Annotated in this window: 11 protein-coding genes; 2 read left to right on the top strand and 9 right to left on the bottom strand. The window is 43.9% G+C overall.

From position 1 onward, the window contains the following. Positions 1-9: 9 nt before the first annotated feature. Positions 10-1,155, top strand: a complete 1,146-nt coding sequence (locus OH456_RS08790) for a glycosyltransferase (protein WP_270033283.1) — start codon at positions 10-12, stop codon at positions 1,153-1,155. Here OH456_RS08790 and OH456_RS08785 read toward each other — a convergent pair. The 6 genes from OH456_RS08785 to pflA all read right to left on the bottom strand — a co-directional run bounded on the left by OH456_RS08785 (position 1,152) and on the right by pflA (position 8,193). Then, positions 1,152-1,553: a hypothetical protein gene (locus OH456_RS08785; RefSeq protein WP_270033282.1), complete on the bottom strand. Its 402-nt coding sequence runs from the start codon at positions 1,551-1,553 to the stop codon at positions 1,152-1,154. The genes OH456_RS08790 and OH456_RS08785 overlap by 4 nt on opposite strands. Before the next feature lie 112 nt (positions 1,554-1,665). Then, on the bottom strand, positions 1,666-3,198 hold the full coding sequence (locus OH456_RS08780; RefSeq protein ID WP_006074130.1) for a SpoVR family protein: 1,533 nt from the start codon (positions 3,196-3,198) through the stop codon (positions 1,666-1,668). A gap of 12 nt (positions 3,199-3,210) precedes the next feature. Next, complete coding sequence (locus OH456_RS08775) at positions 3,211-4,482, bottom strand: YeaH/YhbH family protein (protein WP_006074131.1); 1,272 nt, start codon at positions 4,480-4,482, stop codon at positions 3,211-3,213. 76 nt (positions 4,483-4,558) lie between these two features. Beyond that, on the bottom strand, positions 4,559-6,493 hold the full coding sequence (locus OH456_RS08770) for a PrkA family serine protein kinase (RefSeq protein ID WP_006074135.1): 1,935 nt from the start codon (positions 6,491-6,493) through the stop codon (positions 4,559-4,561). A 287-nt stretch (positions 6,494-6,780) separates the two neighbouring features. After that, positions 6,781-7,281: a YfbU family protein gene (locus OH456_RS08765; protein ID WP_006074138.1), complete on the bottom strand. Its 501-nt coding sequence runs from the start codon at positions 7,279-7,281 to the stop codon at positions 6,781-6,783. Positions 7,282-7,452: 171 nt separating this feature from the next. Next, the gene (pflA, locus tag OH456_RS08760) at positions 7,453-8,193 is read right to left on the bottom strand and encodes a pyruvate formate lyase 1-activating protein (RefSeq protein ID WP_006074139.1); all 741 of its coding nucleotides are present in this window, start codon (positions 8,191-8,193) and stop codon (positions 7,453-7,455) included. Between the two features lie 275 nt (positions 8,194-8,468). Here pflA and OH456_RS08755 point away from each other — a divergent pair, with 275 nt between their 5' ends. Continuing rightward, on the top strand, positions 8,469-10,349 hold the full coding sequence (locus OH456_RS08755; protein ID WP_270033281.1) for a methyl-accepting chemotaxis protein: 1,881 nt from the start codon (positions 8,469-8,471) through the stop codon (positions 10,347-10,349). Between the two features lie 62 nt (positions 10,350-10,411). Here OH456_RS08755 and OH456_RS08750 read toward each other — a convergent pair whose 3' ends face one another. From OH456_RS08750 to OH456_RS08740, 3 genes are all read right to left on the bottom strand, one after another. Beyond that, a complete protein-coding gene (locus tag OH456_RS08750; protein ID WP_006074145.1) occupies positions 10,412-11,392 on the bottom strand; it encodes a lipid A deacylase LpxR family protein in 981 nt (326 codons plus the stop codon). Positions 11,393-11,650: 258 nt separating this feature from the next. Continuing rightward, complete coding sequence (gene pflB, locus OH456_RS08745; protein WP_124940904.1) at positions 11,651-13,927, bottom strand: formate C-acetyltransferase; 2,277 nt, start codon at positions 13,925-13,927, stop codon at positions 11,651-11,653. Between the two features lie 259 nt (positions 13,928-14,186). Continuing rightward, positions 14,187-15,734 carry a DUF3360 family protein gene (locus tag OH456_RS08740; protein ID WP_031494604.1) on the bottom strand — a complete coding sequence of 516 codons (1,548 nt, stop codon included), beginning with the start codon at positions 15,732-15,734 and terminating at the stop codon, positions 14,187-14,189. Positions 15,735-16,056: the final 322 nt, after the last annotated feature.

Below are 16,056 nucleotides of genomic sequence, written 5' to 3'. Positions count from 1 at the left end.
GACGGAAGAATGAAAAAAACCGCGTTCATTGCGCCTACATACCCGGTGTTGAGTGAGACTTTTATTCAAACAGAAGTAGATTCGATTAGAGCATGTGGGCACCCCGTCTGCGTGTTTGCATTTGAACTGGAACAAACGCAATCAACTTTTGATTATGATGTTATTAAAATCGGTGAAAATTTCTGTTTGTCTGCACTGGTCCAGTTTAAGTACAAAAATTTGCTAGCGGCGGTGAAGTTTGTTCGTAATCAGAGCTCACTTCCTAAGCGTTCGTTGCTCGTTTATGGCGCCAAATTAGCAACTCAACTCGCAGAACTTGATGTTGAGCACGTTCACGCTCACTTTTGCCAGCACACCACGGCACACGCCATTGTTGCAGCAAAGCTTCTCGGAATAAGTAGCTCTTTTGTTGCACATGGACACGATGTTTATGAGTCTCCTTTCGACGTCGGAGAGAAACTTGCCGCCTGTGACTTCGCAGTCGCTGTTTGTCGTGACATGCTGGATGATTTTAAAGACATGGCAGGAAAAAATATCAAACTGTTACACTGTGGAGTGAAAACCGAGCAGTTTACGTACTCGCCTAAATTGCCTCGCCCTGAAATCTCACTTGTCTTTTTAGGCCGCCTAGTGGAGCAGAAAGGTGTTCAACATTTGTTGGAAGCGATGGCTCCGGTAGCCGAAAAGCTCAACATTTTCCTTGATATTGTTGGTACCGGAGAGTTGGAAGCCGAGCTGAAGCATCAAGTACAACGGCTTGATTTATCCGATAGAGTAAACTTTTGTGGTGCAAAATCTCACGATTGGGTGAAAAAGTCTCTGCCAAATTATGATTGCTTAGTCGCGCCGTTTTGTATGGCCTCTACGGGTAATGTAGATACGGGTCCCCTCGTCCTTAAGGAAGCAATGGCAGTAGGCACACCCGTAATCACGACAGACATCATGGGGTGTAAAGAAATTGTGACTCCAGAGACGGGCTTCGTTGTCCATGAAAAAGATGTCACTGCGCTTAGGGCGAGCATTGTGGCGTTTTCTCAGCTCAGCTTTAGCCAAAGAGTGATGATGGGGCGATTGGCGCATGAGCGCGTTCAAGTAAAGTTCAACGCGCTGTTACAGGCCAGAAAGTTGTCTCGTTGGATAGAGAATCCAGCTTAACGAATGTACCTTGCGTTGATGCTTACGTGCCAACGATGCAGTTGTCCGTTAGTTTTCTCTATCCATAGATCATTATGATATTCGTAGATGCGACCATTTACGGTGAGGGTGAATCCATTTTCTTTGACGCTTTCTAATTTTGTGAATTGGTCGGAAGTGACCAGAAAAGGCTCACTGTTATCTATTGGCGTTGCGTCAGACAAGACAAAGTAGGCGTATTTAGGACCAGCATCGGGGTCGGTAGAATGAATTCGGTGCGCGACGAGCTTGAATTCATCGCTCAAAGGGGTGCTGAGAGTTTGTTTACCCATTGTTTCGTGGGTAGGTATAAACACCCATGAGAGGGTTGCGATGATGGCAAGTAAGACCACACCGAAAGCTAAGAGTAATTTGTTCATAAGATACGAGTTGAAACGAAGGATAAAGAACCAATGACAAGCTTACCATTGAAGGAAAGGTAGTGCGAAAAATTATCTGGTCGCAGGTAGGGACCCACGACCAGTAGAAAGGTTAGATAGTAGAATTATAAGGTTCCCGTTTAGGGCACGTCCCAAGAATTTCCCTTCGTCCAGACTCCTTCACTTCTTCTAAAATAACATCGAACCCCCAAAGTCGATAAAGGTGCTTCAAAACTTCGTCATGGCCTTTATCCAGAGGAATGCGATTATGTGGAACATGTTGTAATGTAAGCGAGCGGTCTCCTCGAACATCCACATTGTAAACTTGGATGTTCGGCTCGAGATTACTCAGGTTGTACTGCGCTGCGAGTTTTTCACGTATCTGACGATATCCCATTTCATCATGAATAGCTGAGACTTCAACGAAGTTCTTTCGGTCATCATCGAGAATGGAGAAAAACTTAAACTCACGCATTAAATGTGGAGATAAATATTGGCTAATAAAGCTCTCATCTTTGAAGTTGTGCATAGCAAAATGCATAGCATCCAGCCAATCACTGTCGGCCAACTCTGGGAACCATTCTCTGTCCTCGTCCGTTGGTTCTTCACAGATTCGCTTAATATCCCTAAACATTGCAAAACCTAAAGCATAAGGGTTTATGCCACTAAAATAAGGGCTGTTATAAGCGGGTTGAGCAACGACACTGGTGTGGCTGTGCAAGAACTCGAGTATGAATTTGTCAGATACCAGACCTTCATCATACAAATGATTAAGAATTGTGTAGTGCCAGAAGGTTGCCCAACCTTCATTCATTACCTGTGTCTGTTTTTGAGGATAAAAATATTGGCTTACTTTGCGCACGATCCTGACGATTTCACGTTGCCACGGTTCAAGTAATGGCGCGTTCTTTTCAATGAAGTAGAGGATGTTTTCCTGAGGTTCACTAGGGAAGCGTACCTTTTGGTCTTCTTCAGGTGTTCGATTTTTAGGTACGGTGCGCCATAAGTCGTTGACCTGTGATTGCAAATAGGTTTCGCGTTCCTCTTGGCGAATTTTCTCTTCTGCAATTGAGATTTTTTCTGGACGTTTATAACGGTCCACACCGTAATTCATTAAGGCATGGCACGAGTCTAGAATTTGCTCTACCTCCTCTTCACCATACTTTTGCTCGCAGTCAGCAATGTATTTCTTAGCGAAAAGCAGGTAATCAATAATAGAACTAGCGTCCGTCCATGTTTGAAATAGATAGTTGCCTTTAAAGAAGGAGTTGTGACCGTAACAGGCATGAGCCATAACCAGCGCCTGCATGGTGACTGAATTCTCCTCCATGAGATACGCAATACATGGGTTGGAATTGATTACGATTTCATAGGCCAAACCCATTTGACCATGTTTATACCCCTGTTCTGTCTGGATGAACTTCTTACCAAATGACCAGTGATTATAGTTAATGGGCATCCCTATACTCGAATAGGCATCCATCATCTGTTCTGACGTAATAACTTCGATTTGGTTAGGGTAGGTGTCGAGACGGTAATGCTCTGCGACACGCTTTATTTCTTTGTGGTAGCGTTCCAACATGTCGAAAGTCCAATCAGGACCGTCTGGAAGTACCTTTGACTTAACTTTAGTATCTGTCGTCATATGCACGTCTCCCTATGCGGTCTCTTTTTGAAACAACTCCCTAAACACTGGGAATATGTCTTCAACAGAACGAATGTTCTTCATTGCAAAGTTGTCGAATTCATTCTCTAACTTTTCATATTCATGCCACAGTGTTTGGTGCGTCCTACGAGTGATTTCGATGTAAGAGTAATACTGGCAAGCTGGTAACAGTTTATTGACGAGTAATTCGCGACAACGAGGCGAATCATCAGCCCAGTTATCGCCATCTGAAGCTTGCGCTGCGTAGATGTTCCACTCTCCGAGAGGATAACGGTCTTCTACAATTTCCTTCATCAATTTGAGAGCACTTGAAACGATGGTGCCACCAGTTTCTTGAGAATAGAAGAATTCGTGCTCATCAACCTCTTTCGCCTGAGTATGATGTCGAATAAACACCACTTCAACATTCTCATAGGTGCGTGTTAAGAATAAATACAGCAGCACATAGAAGCGCTTAGCGATATCTTTGGTTGCTTGGTCCATTGAACCAGATACATCCATCAAACAAAACATTACGGCTTGGCTTGAAGGAACTGGACGTTTTTCATAGTTTTTAAAACGAAGATCGAAGGTGTCGATAAAAGGCACGCTGTCGATTTTTTTGCGAAGCTCAGCGATCTCTTCTTTGAGTCGGTTTTCCTCAATTGGTTTAGCTGGCTCGCTCATTTGGACGTCATCAAGTTCTTTACATAGTTCATCGAGCATACGACGTTTGCCCGCTGTCATCGCGGTACGTCGCGCTAACGACTGTTGTAAGGAACGAACGATGGCAATGTTAGAAGGCATACCAGCAGTTTGATAACCTGCACGATGCGTTTTCCATTCTTTAATTTTGTTGATTTGATTCTTTTTGAGGTTCGGTAGTGCGAGATCTTCAAACAGAATATCAAGGTATTCGTCTTTCGAAATCTGAAACACGAACTCGTCTTCACCTTCACCGTCAGGACTAGCTTCCCCCTGACCAGAACCACCACCTTGCCCGCCTTTTGGCGGACGTTCAATTTTGTCCCCGGTGATGAATTGGTCGTTACCAGGATGGACGCGCTCTTTTACGCCTCCTTGACCTTGATGGAAAATTGGTTCGCTAAGGTCTTTTGCAGGAATCGAAACATCTTCGCCAGTCTCAGTGTTGGTAATGGAGCGGCGATTGACGGCATCGGTAACCGATTCTTTGATTTTCTGTTTATGTCTGCGTATGAAACGCTGCCTGTTAACGGCACTTTTGTTCTTGCCGTTCAAGCGTCTATCGATAAATTGTGCCATGAGTTACTCCCTGTATTCCTCTCACCAAACAGCCACCGAGCTTTCGCTCGGGGCTGAGATAAACAGTCAGGTGTACTTATGAGGATTTACGAACTCTCAAGTACCACTCAGACAGCAATCGTACTTGTTTCTCGGTGTAGCCTTTCTCCATCATACGATTGACAAAGTCGTCGTGCTTACGTTGGTCTTCGGATGATGTTTTCGCATTAAATGAAATAACAGGTAGTAGCTCTTCCGTATTGGAGAACATTTTCTTCTCGATAACCGTGCGAAGTTTTTCGTAACTTGTCCAAACGGGGTTTGAACCATTGTTATTAGCACGAGCACGAAGCACAAAGTTAACGATCTCGTTTCGGAAATCTTTAGGATTACTAATACCCGCGGTTTTTTCGATTTTTTCTAGCTCTTCGTTAAGTGAAGCTCGGTCGAATAACTGACCTGTTTCCGGGTCACGATACTCTTGGTCTTGAATCCAGAAGTCCGCATAGGTGACGTATCGGTCGAAGATATTTTGTCCGTACTCTGAGTATGACTCCAAGTAAGCGGTTTGAATTTCTTTACCAATGAATTCCACATAGCGAGGTACTAGATAACCTTTAAGGAATTCTAAATACTTCTCGCCCACTTCTTGAGGGAACTGTTCACGTTCAATTTGCTGTTCAATGACATAGAACAGGTGCACTGGGTTTGCTGCGACTTCAGATTGGTCGAAGTTGAAGACTCGTGACAGGATCTTAAAGGCGAAACGAGTAGACAGGCCAGACATGCCCTCATCGACGCCGGCATAGTCGCGGTATTCTTGATAGCTCTTCGCTTTAGGATCGGTGTCTTTCAATGTCTCACCGTCATAAACACGCATTTTCGAGAACAGAGATGAGTTTTCTGGCTCTTTTAGGCGCGATAGTACGCTGAATTGACCTAGAAGCTCTAGGGTACTTGGTGAACAAGGTGCTTTTGAGAGCTCACTATGATCAAGAAGTTTCTGGTAAATTTTAACTTCTTCAGAGACGCGCAAGCAGTATGGCACCTTAACAATGTAGACACGGTCCAAGAACGCTTCGTTGTTCTTGTTATTGCGGAAGGTTTGCCATTCTGATTCGTTCGAGTGCGCCAATATCATACCATCGAACGGCAAGGCTGAAAGTCCTTCAGTACCGTTGTAGTTACCTTCCTGTGTTGCGGTTAGGAGTGGGTGCAAGACTTTAATTGGTGCCTTGAACATTTCCACGAATTCCATCAAACCTTGGTTTGCGCGGCACAACGCACCTGAATAGCTATACGCATCTGGATCGTCTTGTGAGAAGTGCTCAAGTTGGCGAATGTCAACTTTACCAACTAGAGCGGAAATGTCTTGGTTGTTCTCATCACCGGGTTCAGTTTTAGCTATCGCGACTTGGTCTAAAATAGATGGCCTGACTTTAACAACCTTAAACTTAGTAATGTCGCCGCCAAACTCGTGTAAGCGTTTCGCTGCCCAAGGTGACATGATTGAGCGTAGGTAGCGTTTCTCAATACCATATTCACTTTTCAGTAGGTCTCCGTCTTCTGAAACATCGAACAAACAGAACGGGTGATCGTTGACCGGACTGCGCTCGCCGTTGGCAGATAACACGTAAATAGGCATTTTCTGCATTAATGCTTTAAGCTTCTCTGCAAGCGAAGATTTACCGCCACCTACTGGACCTAGAAGGTATAGTATTTGTTTTCTTTCTTCTAGACCTTGAGCGGCATGCTTGAGATAAGACACAATTTGTTCGATGGCATCTTCCATGCCGTAGAAATCTTCGAACGTTTTGTAGCGAGAAATAATGCGGTTTGAAAAAATACGACTTAAGCGAGGATCCTGAGCGGTATCAATAACCTCAGGTTCACCGATTGCGAGTAAAAGACGTTCTGCTGCATTGGCGTAAGCACTCTTGTCGTCTTTACATAGAGATAAGAATTCCTTGATAGACAATTCTTCATCTTTTGCGGCTTCGTAGCGCGCTTGATAATGATCGAAAATACTCATAGCTGATTCCCCTTAAACCTGCAAAGCTGACCATTGACAGATATACAATGCGACTCCATGTCATTTTTAAGACTAGTAGGGTTTTCAGATTTATGCTTATCAATTATGCATTTATTTACAAAACTTCCTCAATTTAGTCTGGTGATTATCCCCCAGTCTCAACTTTTATACGTGAGTCCCGATTATTAGATTAGACCGGTTGAGAGTAAGAAAAGTTGCTCAAAAAAAGCCCTCTGCCTAGGGAGGAAGAGGGCTTTTTGATAACTGATTGTTTTAACGCGTTAAAGTTAAGCGTTAAAAATCTGTCTGAATTCTGCTGCTGATAAGTGGTATTGACGTGGGCAATTTCGCCATGTCACTAACATACGACGATATTTCTCAAGCATAGGCACATGGCTATTGAAGTGATGATCGCCTTTGTCGAATTGTGGGTAAAGCCCTTCAGAATCGATTAGAAATCGAACATAATTAACCAATTGTGCTTCAGCTGCGATATCAAACCCTAAGAACTGCAAGCGACGCTGGTCTACATCGTTACGCTCTTCATCTGAAAGCATCTTATTGGATTCTTGCATTGCGTGGTACATTTCCATGATGTCGATTACTTCACGACACTCGTCTTCAACTAAACAGCCATACTCTTTGTTCATTTCACGCATTTGCAGTTCATAGCCACGCTCTACAATTGTTTGTAGGCGCTTGTACTTTTCTGCATTTTCCGGCGTTAGCTTAGCCATTAGGTAATATTGATTAGATAGGATTAGACGTTGAGCATTTGTCATTTCCATGGTGAAAAGCCTCACTAAAAAGTCATCATTATAAGTTTACGAATGAATTCGCTATACCGACAGGTTATCAGCTTCTCGATATTGTGTAACATGATCTCAACACGTATTTATTACAAAAAAACGCGCTTTCTAGCGCGTTTTTTTCGTGTCAAAAGATTTCCGAATCTACTGTTAGTATTTAACGGTATCAGTATATTGCAGAAGAATATTTTGGATGTTATCCATGACTTCTTTGGTCGGCGGTTGTGTCCCTTCAAGAGGGTACTCAAAACCGAGCGCTTCCCACTTATGTGCGCCTAACTTGTGGTATGGCAACAGTTCGACTTTTTCGATGTTGTCCATATCCTTAATAAACTCGCCAAGCATGTGAGCCGCTTCTGGATCGTCAGTATAACCCGGGACGACAACATAGCGAATCCATGTCTTTTGGCCAATTTTGTGTAGATAACGAGCGAAATCTAATGTGCGGCGATTAGATACACCGATGAAGTCCTGATGAATTTCATCTTTCATGTGCTTTATATCGAGCATCACTAAGTCGGTAGCATCCAAAACTTCATCGATAACATCAGTATGCTTACGGATGTAGCCGTTAGTGTCCAAGCAGGTATGAATGCCTTCCGCTTGAGCGGCGCGAAAGAAGTCACGGACAAACTCAGGTTGGAGCATGGCCTCACCGCCTGAACAAGTAATACCACCACCAGATGCATTCATAAAGTGACGGTAGGATTTTGCCTCGGCAATCAACTCGTCGACGGACACTTCTTTGCCGCCATGAGTATCCCAAGTATCACGGTTGTGGCAATACATACAACGCATGAGACAGCCTTGAAGAAAGACAATAAAACGGATCCCAGGTCCATCGACCGTACCGCAGGATTCGAATGAGTGAATGCGACCAGTTGTTGACATATGCTCTTCTCTACTTACTTATTTTTACGCGTCATTTTATTACAAAATGGCCCCCTACGACAGGAAAAGTGGTACCCCATTCATAGTCTGTATCGATCAAAAACCGACTTCTGTTGCCCATAGTGAAATAATGTTATAGCGTTGTTAATTATATTATTAATACATGGTACATAGATTGCTAGTTTGCTTACTTTAAACCAGTATCAACTGGTTGCGTCTGTTGTAGATAATATCGGTCAGGAGATCGACATGCTTATCGTCACAAGGGGAAATACATGGAAGTAGCCTTATCACAAAAACAAAAAACTGCCTTTTCGATGCTCACTCTTTGGTCAGGGTTCATCATTTTGGTGTTTTTTATTTTTAACTCACTTTCCAGTTTAAGCGAGAAATTCACCAGCAGTAGTGACATGGAGCGAGCCAGCGCACATTTAGCCTCTACTCAAGTGTTGCTGATGGATACCGTTAATCGACGAACCACATTAGTAGCTGGTGGCATGGATGCGTTTGAAGATAGCATGGACCGATTGGAAACCAGTGCGGAGCAAGACCTAGCGTTCTTAAAGCAAGCCGGTTTGACTACTGAGAGTGATAATGTTTCCAATACGTTAGAGTCGTTTATCTTTAATTTGAGCCCTTGGCTGACCATCAAATCAGAGTTGGGTTTCTCCGTGAATGACGGATTGCTACAGCAGCTACAGCAGAATAACGCCAAGATCGATGCCGCTATCAAAGAAACAGGTATGGTGACGCTGACTTCAGATTTTCAGAAAGTAGTGACCAGTTTGCAGGAATACTTAATTCAGCCCAACGAACAAAACGAAAAAGGCTTTAAGCGAGCTCTTGCAGGATTTGTTAATGCATCAAATACCTATGCCATGTTGGAGCTTTATGAGAATGAAGTCAAAGCATTGGAACTCGGCTTCGCGCGAGTGGTTGAGCTGTCAGGTACTTTAGTTGGTTTAGAGAAGAAGTTAGACCAAGCTCAGGCGATTACTTTAGAGGCCTTTGATAAAGCCGCTCTAGCACTGAATCAACAAGCACTTTCACTAGGTAATCAAGCCGCCGATGTATCGAGCATGACTAAGGCTTCCGTCGGTATCGCTTGTGCTTTATTAGCGCTATTTACTACAGCTATCTTCCTCACATTAAATGTCTCTCTGGCTCGCTCGTTAAAGCAAACACTGTCGGCACTTAAACTAATAGAACAAGGTGATCTTTCGACGCGTCTTGCCGTGAGTAACAATCATCGTGATGAGTTCAACCAACTTAAGCAAGCCATCAATGTGAGTTGCGAAAACTTAGGGACTTTGGTTGACGGTGTGAAAACCAACAGTCAGCAACTATCGAACAGTTCTGGTGAGCTAGACAGCGGAATCAATCAACTAAGACAGCACCAAAGTCAAGTTATTGAACAAACGCAGTTATTGGCGTCCGCGACTGAAGAGGTGAGTGTTACCACACAAGAAATTTCTGGTTCTTTAGAGTATGTGGCAACCATTAGTAAAACCTCAGCAGAGTCTGCGCAAGCGGGTGGTGAAGTTATTGTAGATACCATCGCTGCTTTTGAACAAGTTGGCACTATTCTGGAAGAAGCCGCTACCCATATCGAACAGCTGGAGCAAGCTTCCCAAAAGATAGACTCAGTGATGGAAATCATTAATGGTATTGCTGAGCAAACCAACTTATTGGCACTGAATGCCGCGATTGAAGCGGCGAGGGCAGGAGAGCAAGGTCGAGGTTTTGCTGTGGTGGCAGATGAAGTGCGAAGTCTCGCAGTAAGGACAGTACAAGCGGTAGAGGAAATCTCTGGTACGATAGACACAATGAAACAGGAAAGCACGCAAGTTATTCAGTTTATTGCTCAATCTGACAGTTCCATGCAGTCTGGTCGAGAGCAAGGGAATCAAGCGAAAACCGCACTTGAAGAGATCATGAATAAGGCACAAGAAGCTAGTTCTCAAACTGAAGTGATTTTTGCCTCTGTTAAGGAACTTGCGACAACCTCGCAATCGATGGCCAGCAACATGGCGCAAATCAGTGACTCTATGGGTGAACTTGAGGCGAGTAGTCAGAGTCTGAAAGAAACCAGTGATGGGGTAGATAAGCGTTCTACGGAGCTCTATCAAGAATGTGAGAGATTTAAGACGGTATAATAAACGCTACGGTAAAGGAATATGTCGATGAAATAGGCACCTAGGAAGGTGCCTATTTCATTTTAGAAGAAAGCAAAAAGCGAAATTCCTCCATTGCCATAGATAGACTTTGACGCTTCTTTATATTCTGCGGACTTAGAACCGGCAAAGGCACTAATACCAACATAGGCGTTATACCACGTCACACCAAGAACTGCCTCACCTTGCCACGGCTGTAAAGTGACGTCGTAAGCATCACTTGGCTCTGGTATTCCGGGTCTCTCTCCTTGAATAGTAAGATCATTAAATCGGTAGCGAGCTTTTAAGCCAAAATAAGTAAACCAGCCCTTATTAGAGGCGCCGATCATCCCGGCCTTAAACGGGTTTTCTGTACTGATGTTTGCAGAACCGAAGTTACCTCCAAGTTCTGAACCAAAGCGAAACATCATCCCCGTGGAAACATCACTTCTAAAATTCCCTAGGTTTGCTTCGGTGACGTTTGAGACTTCCCATCCGGTATTGCCAAAAAGTGGCTCGCGCTTCCAATTTAGATGAGTTAAGTAACCAATACTGCCTGCGACTTGATCCTCAATCTGATATTCCCAGCCTTTTGGGTCTGCTGAACCCACAATCGAGTGCACCAACTGCTGCGCTTTATCGGCAAATGACCCTTCACCAGTGCTACCTAACGTGAGATTGAAACGCTGTGCCTGTTGAGGGTGCAAACTAATGTAATTCAATTCGCCATGGAAATAACCTGCATAGGGGCGGTCATTAGCCAGAGGTACAGTGGCTTCAATATCCGAAGGGGTCCACATCTTATGTCCAAGCTGAAATTCAAACTTATCAAGAGAAGCGCTTCCCCAATAAGACAGACTAAGCGGTTTGAATAAAGCCCAAGGGGTGATGGCGCTGCTGGTATAAGAAAGAAAAATACCGTTGGTATAGTCTTCGTCTGTGCCAAAGATACCGTCATTATCGAGTGAAAATGAGACGGTAGAGCGCTCAGAGGCTAAGACAACACTGCTGACAAAAATCAAAGGTAAAATGGCGGCTGCTTTCATATGTGTCACTCTCTTCAAATACGGCTAGTAGAGATGTTTTATTATTAAGTTGAGTGTGACACGAAAGAAAAAGGTTAGTCAGTGATCTATAGATGAAAAAGTATCTCTATCGTAGCGAAATTGTAAACAATCCTTAACCAGTGAGAACTAAGTACTTTTTTGTAGATAGGAATCAAAATTAGGTAGAAATTAAAAATAGATAGAAATAAAAAAACCTCGCCGAAGCGAGGTTTTTATCTCAATCAGTATAATCTCAGATTATAGAGATTCAGTGAACGTACGTGCGATTACGTCAGCTTGTTGCTCTGCAGTTAGAGAGTTGAAGCGAACAGCGTAACCAGATACACGGATTGTTAGCTGAGGGTATTTCTCAGGGTGCTTAACAGCGTCTTCTAGAGTTTCACGGTTAAGAACGTTCACGTTCAGGTGTTGACCACCCTCAATGCCAGCTTCGTGGTGGAAGTAACCATCCATCAGACCAGCAAGGTTAGCGCGTTGGCTGTCTTCTTCTTTACCTAGAGCGTTTGGAACGATAGAGAAAGTATAAGAGATACCATCTTTAGCGTGTGCAAACGGTAGTTTACCTACAGAAGTAAGTGAAGCTACAGCACCTTTCTCGTCACGGCCGTGCATTGGGTTAGCACCTGGTGCGAAAGGAGCGCCTGCGCGACGACCATCTGGAGTGTTACCAGTTTTCTTACCATATACCACGTTAGAAGTGATAGTTAGGATAGACTGAGTAGGCACAGCGTCGCGGTAAGTTTTCAGTGAACGGATCTTGTTCATGAATACTTCTACTAGTTCACAAGCAATGTCATCTACGCGAGCATCGTTGTTACCGAACTTAGGATAGTCGCCTTCGATTTCGAAGTCGATTGCAACACCGTCTTCGTCACGTACTGGCTTAACTTTAGCGTACTTGATAGCAGCTAGAGAGTCAGCAGCAACAGAAAGACCAGCGATACCACAAGCCATAGTACGACGAACGTCACGGTCGTGTAGAGCCATTAGTGCAGCTTCGTAGCTGTACTTGTCGTGCATGAAGTGGATGCTGTTTAGTGCAGTTACGTACTGCTTAGCTAGCCAATCCATGAAGTGGTCTAGTTTGCCCCATACATCGTCAAAGTCTAGAACTTCGTCAGTGATCTTAGGCATTTCTGGGCCAACTTGAATCTTAAGCTTCTCGTCCACACCGCCGTTGATAACGTATAGAAGAGTCTTAGCTAGGTTCGCACGAGCGCCGAAGAATTGCATGTGCTTACCAATAACCATTGGAGATACACAACATGCGATTGCATAGTCATCAGACTCGAAGTCTGGACGCATTAGGTCATCGTTCTCGTACTGGATAGAAGAAGTATCGATAGATACTTTTGCACAGAACTTCTTGAAGCCTTCAGGTAGCTGCTCAGACCAAAGTACAGTGATGTTTGGCTCTGGAGAAGGACCCATAGTGTATAGAGAGTTTAGGAAACGGAAGTTTGAACGCGTAACAAGCGTACGACCGTCAAGACCCATACCACCCATAGACTCAGTAGCCCAGATTGGGTCACCAGAGAACAGATCATCGTACTCAGGAGTACGTAGGAAACGAACCATACGTAGCTTCATTACGAAGTGGTCGATCATTTCCTGAGCTTCAACTTCAGTAATCTTACCTTCAGCGATGTCACGCTCAATGTAGATATCTAAGAAAGTAGAAGTACGACCTAGAGACATTGCAGCACCGTTTTGAGACTTAACAGCAGCTAGGTAGCCGAAGTAAGTCCACTGAATAGCTTCTTGAGCTGTTTCAGCTGGGCGAGAGATGTCGCAACCGTATTTCTCAGCCATAACTTTCATTTGGCCAAGTGCACGGTGTTGCTCTGCGATTTCTTCGCGAAGCTGCATAGTCATTTGAAGATCTTCGCCGTTCTCGAAACGCTCTTGTAGAGAAGCGAATTGAGCTAGCTTGTCTTGCATTAGACGGTCAATACCGTAAAGAGCCACACGACGGTAATCACCGATGATACGACCACGACCGTATGCATCTGGAAGACCAGTTAGAACGCCTGACTTACGGCATTTCATGATGTCTGGAGTGTAGATATCGAAAACACCAGCGTTGTGAGTTTTACGATATTCAGTGAAGATTTTCTTAACTTGTGGGTCTAGTTCGCGGTTGTATGCTTTGCATGAACCTTCAACCATACGGATACCACCGTTAGGGATGATTGCACGCTTAAGCGGCGCTTCAGTTTGAAGACCTACGATAGTTTCAAGATCTTTTTCGATGTAACCTGCATCGTGAGCAGTGATGGTAGAGATAACTGAAGTATCAAAATCAACTGGTGCGTGAGTTGAGTTTTCTAGTTTGATACCTTCCATTACCTTAGCCCAAAGCTTGTTAGTTGCTTCAGTACCTTCAGAAACTAGGAAAGACTCGTCACCCTCGTATGGAGTGTAGTTCTTTTGGATGAAATCACGAACGTTAACTTCGTTTTGCCACTCACCTGCTGCAAAACCTTCCCAAGCTTTAGCAAATTGCTCTGCCATGACATACCTACCTTTTTAGTAGAAAAAACACGTACTGTACGCTTTTACGCATGTTCACCGGAGGATGAACCAGTACACTTGAATAAAAATATCTATAACCACTTAGGGTTAGTATGGATATAGATATTGTCATTCCCTACGTTAAAATCAAGCTTACACTAAAAATAATTTGTAAAACTTAAACTAAATCAATAAAAGTTAAAAAAGTTTGATAAAAATATGGGCAGTGAATGTCACTGCCCAAATAATCAACTAGATATTATAGGAAAGCTGGAATGCCGTACTGGCCTTCTAGCATACCTACAGCTAGCATCGCTACTAAGCAGATAACGAACACACCCACAGGGATGACAATCTTATCTACAAAAGATAGACGAGAAGCACGTTCTTTGTCACCAATTAGACCATTATTATCTAGGAACATGGTTAGCGCCCATGCCAACACTGGGTTAGCAACGACTGATGCAAAGATACAGATACCTGCCGCTTGTGAATCCTTAGTCTCTTTTACCATCTGCATACCAGCTTCAAGTAGAGGAAGGAATACACCCACTAGTAGCGCAACGCGCATTACTGGAGGCCATACTGCTACGTCCATTGGGAAACCAAGAATAGCAACAATGATACATAGAGAACCAAGTAGAATCGCACCTGCTGGAATTGGACGCTTAGCGATCGCAGCTGGGATCATGTAAGTACCCCAAGAAGAAGTGATGTTACCACCACCAACCGCAGTACCTACCATTTGACGGATAGAACACATAGTCATTGTGTCATCTACATCCATGAGTACTTTTTCAGTCTTACGTGGGTAGTTAAGTTCTTGGAAAATACGGTGACCAAGGAAGTCAGGTGACCACATCGCAACCGCTAGAATCGCAAATGGTAGAGAAGCAATAAAGTGTTGTAGGTTTGGAAGACCTAGCATCCAACCTTCTTCTGTACTGCCCCACCAGTAAACTGGATTTAGGTTAGGAAGACCCATTTCAGTTTCGAACGTTAAGTCGAAACCAGCACCTAGACCAAGGGCTAGTAGAAGACCTGTAACTGCACAAACCGGAATAGCAAGCCAACGCATGTTGATCTTAGCGAGGTAGGCGTACACAGCGATGTTGATGCCCAGTACGACCAAGCCAACATAACCCATGCTGCCTGCTTCAACACTCGCAGATTGCAGACCTACTGCCCATTCTTGAATGGAACCGATTTGGCTCATCGTACCGGTGAAGCCGAGGAAGATTAATAAGCCCCCCGCCGTGCCTTGGGAGGTGAGGTTTACAAGCTTTGAGCCACCTTTGAAGTAACTTAGCAATAGGCCGAACACACCAAGAAGGATTGCAAGAGCAAGAGGGTGAGCACCAGCAAGCGCGATAGAACCGATAAGTGGGATCATCGGACCGTGGTTACCAGCAAGGTTAGCTCTTGGGTTGATGAAACCTGATGCAAGAACACAGAAAAGAAGTGCTGGGATTAGCATTTCTACACGTGCAACTTCGATCGCAAACTCTTTCCCAAGGTTTACGTGATCCCAAGCAGCGGTTAGACCGTCAGCCCATGACATCATTACTGCAGAGTACATTGCAATAATGCCGATGGTACCAGCAAGAGCAGGTACTAAATCTTCTAGTTCAAAGCGGAAGTCACGGCCTGGTAGGTTTAAACCAAAGCGGCGCGGTTTCATGATTTGAAGTTCGTGGTCTAGGTATTCAGAGCGGCTGGCAAACTCAGATGCCGGACGGTGAAGCTCTTGATAGCTCTTAGTCTCGATATCCGAATCAGAATGCGCTTTGTTAACTGCGTCTGACATAGATTCCTCATATATATAAAAAGTTAGTCGTTTGGCTTGATAAACGAACTGGTTCACACCGACTTGGCTAGGCTGCTGCACGTTAACGACGTGCTAAGAATAGACGAGATTCCTAAAAATGGGGTGAATAATTCGTGCTATATCAATGGAGCCGAGTCTAACAAGCAACACTAAGACCTTGATTGATCTTGATCACTTTAAGAAAAAATGTGAAAGAAAACTACAACAGTTGTTTGAATCAGCGCACTTTATTAACAGTGAGCGTAAGCGACTTTCAATATGAAAATTTTATGAACAACATCATTTTTATCAATAAGTATTG

It is taken from the genome of Vibrio sp. La 4.2.2 (assembly GCF_027586995.1).
GTDB classification, from domain to species: Bacteria; Pseudomonadota; Gammaproteobacteria; order Enterobacterales; family Vibrionaceae; genus Vibrio; species Vibrio mediterranei.
Note: the sequence above shows the minus strand (reverse complement) of the source record. Positions and strands in the feature narration are given on the sequence as shown.

What these genes read in the sequence shown, in the direction of transcription:
- pflA (WP_006074139.1), bottom strand. Translation starts at nt 8,193, where the DNA reads ATGTCAACAACTGGTCGCATTCACTCATTCGAATCCTGCGGTACGGTC.
- pflB (WP_124940904.1), bottom strand. Translation starts at nt 13,927, where the DNA reads ATGGCAGAGCAATTTGCTAAAGCTTGGGAAGGTTTTGCAGCAGGTGAG.
- OH456_RS08785 (WP_270033282.1), bottom strand. Translation starts at nt 1,553, where the DNA reads ATGAACAAATTACTCTTAGCTTTCGGTGTGGTCTTACTTGCCATCATC.
- OH456_RS08740 (WP_031494604.1), bottom strand. Translation starts at nt 15,734, where the DNA reads ATGTCAGACGCAGTTAACAAAGCGCATTCTGATTCGGATATCGAGACT.
- OH456_RS08775 (WP_006074131.1), bottom strand. Translation starts at nt 4,482, where the DNA reads ATGGCACAATTTATCGATAGACGCTTGAACGGCAAGAACAAAAGTGCC.
- OH456_RS08750 (WP_006074145.1), bottom strand. Translation starts at nt 11,392, where the DNA reads ATGAAAGCAGCCGCCATTTTACCTTTGATTTTTGTCAGCAGTGTTGTC.
- OH456_RS08755 (WP_270033281.1), top strand. Translation starts at nt 8,469, where the DNA reads ATGGAAGTAGCCTTATCACAAAAACAAAAAACTGCCTTTTCGATGCTC.
- OH456_RS08770 (WP_006074135.1), bottom strand. Translation starts at nt 6,493, where the DNA reads ATGAGTATTTTCGATCATTATCAAGCGCGCTACGAAGCCGCAAAAGAT.
- OH456_RS08765 (WP_006074138.1), bottom strand. Translation starts at nt 7,281, where the DNA reads ATGGAAATGACAAATGCTCAACGTCTAATCCTATCTAATCAATATTAC.
- OH456_RS08780 (WP_006074130.1), bottom strand. Translation starts at nt 3,198, where the DNA reads ATGACGACAGATACTAAAGTTAAGTCAAAGGTACTTCCAGACGGTCCT.
- OH456_RS08790 (WP_270033283.1), top strand. Translation starts at nt 10, where the DNA reads ATGAAAAAAACCGCGTTCATTGCGCCTACATACCCGGTGTTGAGTGAG.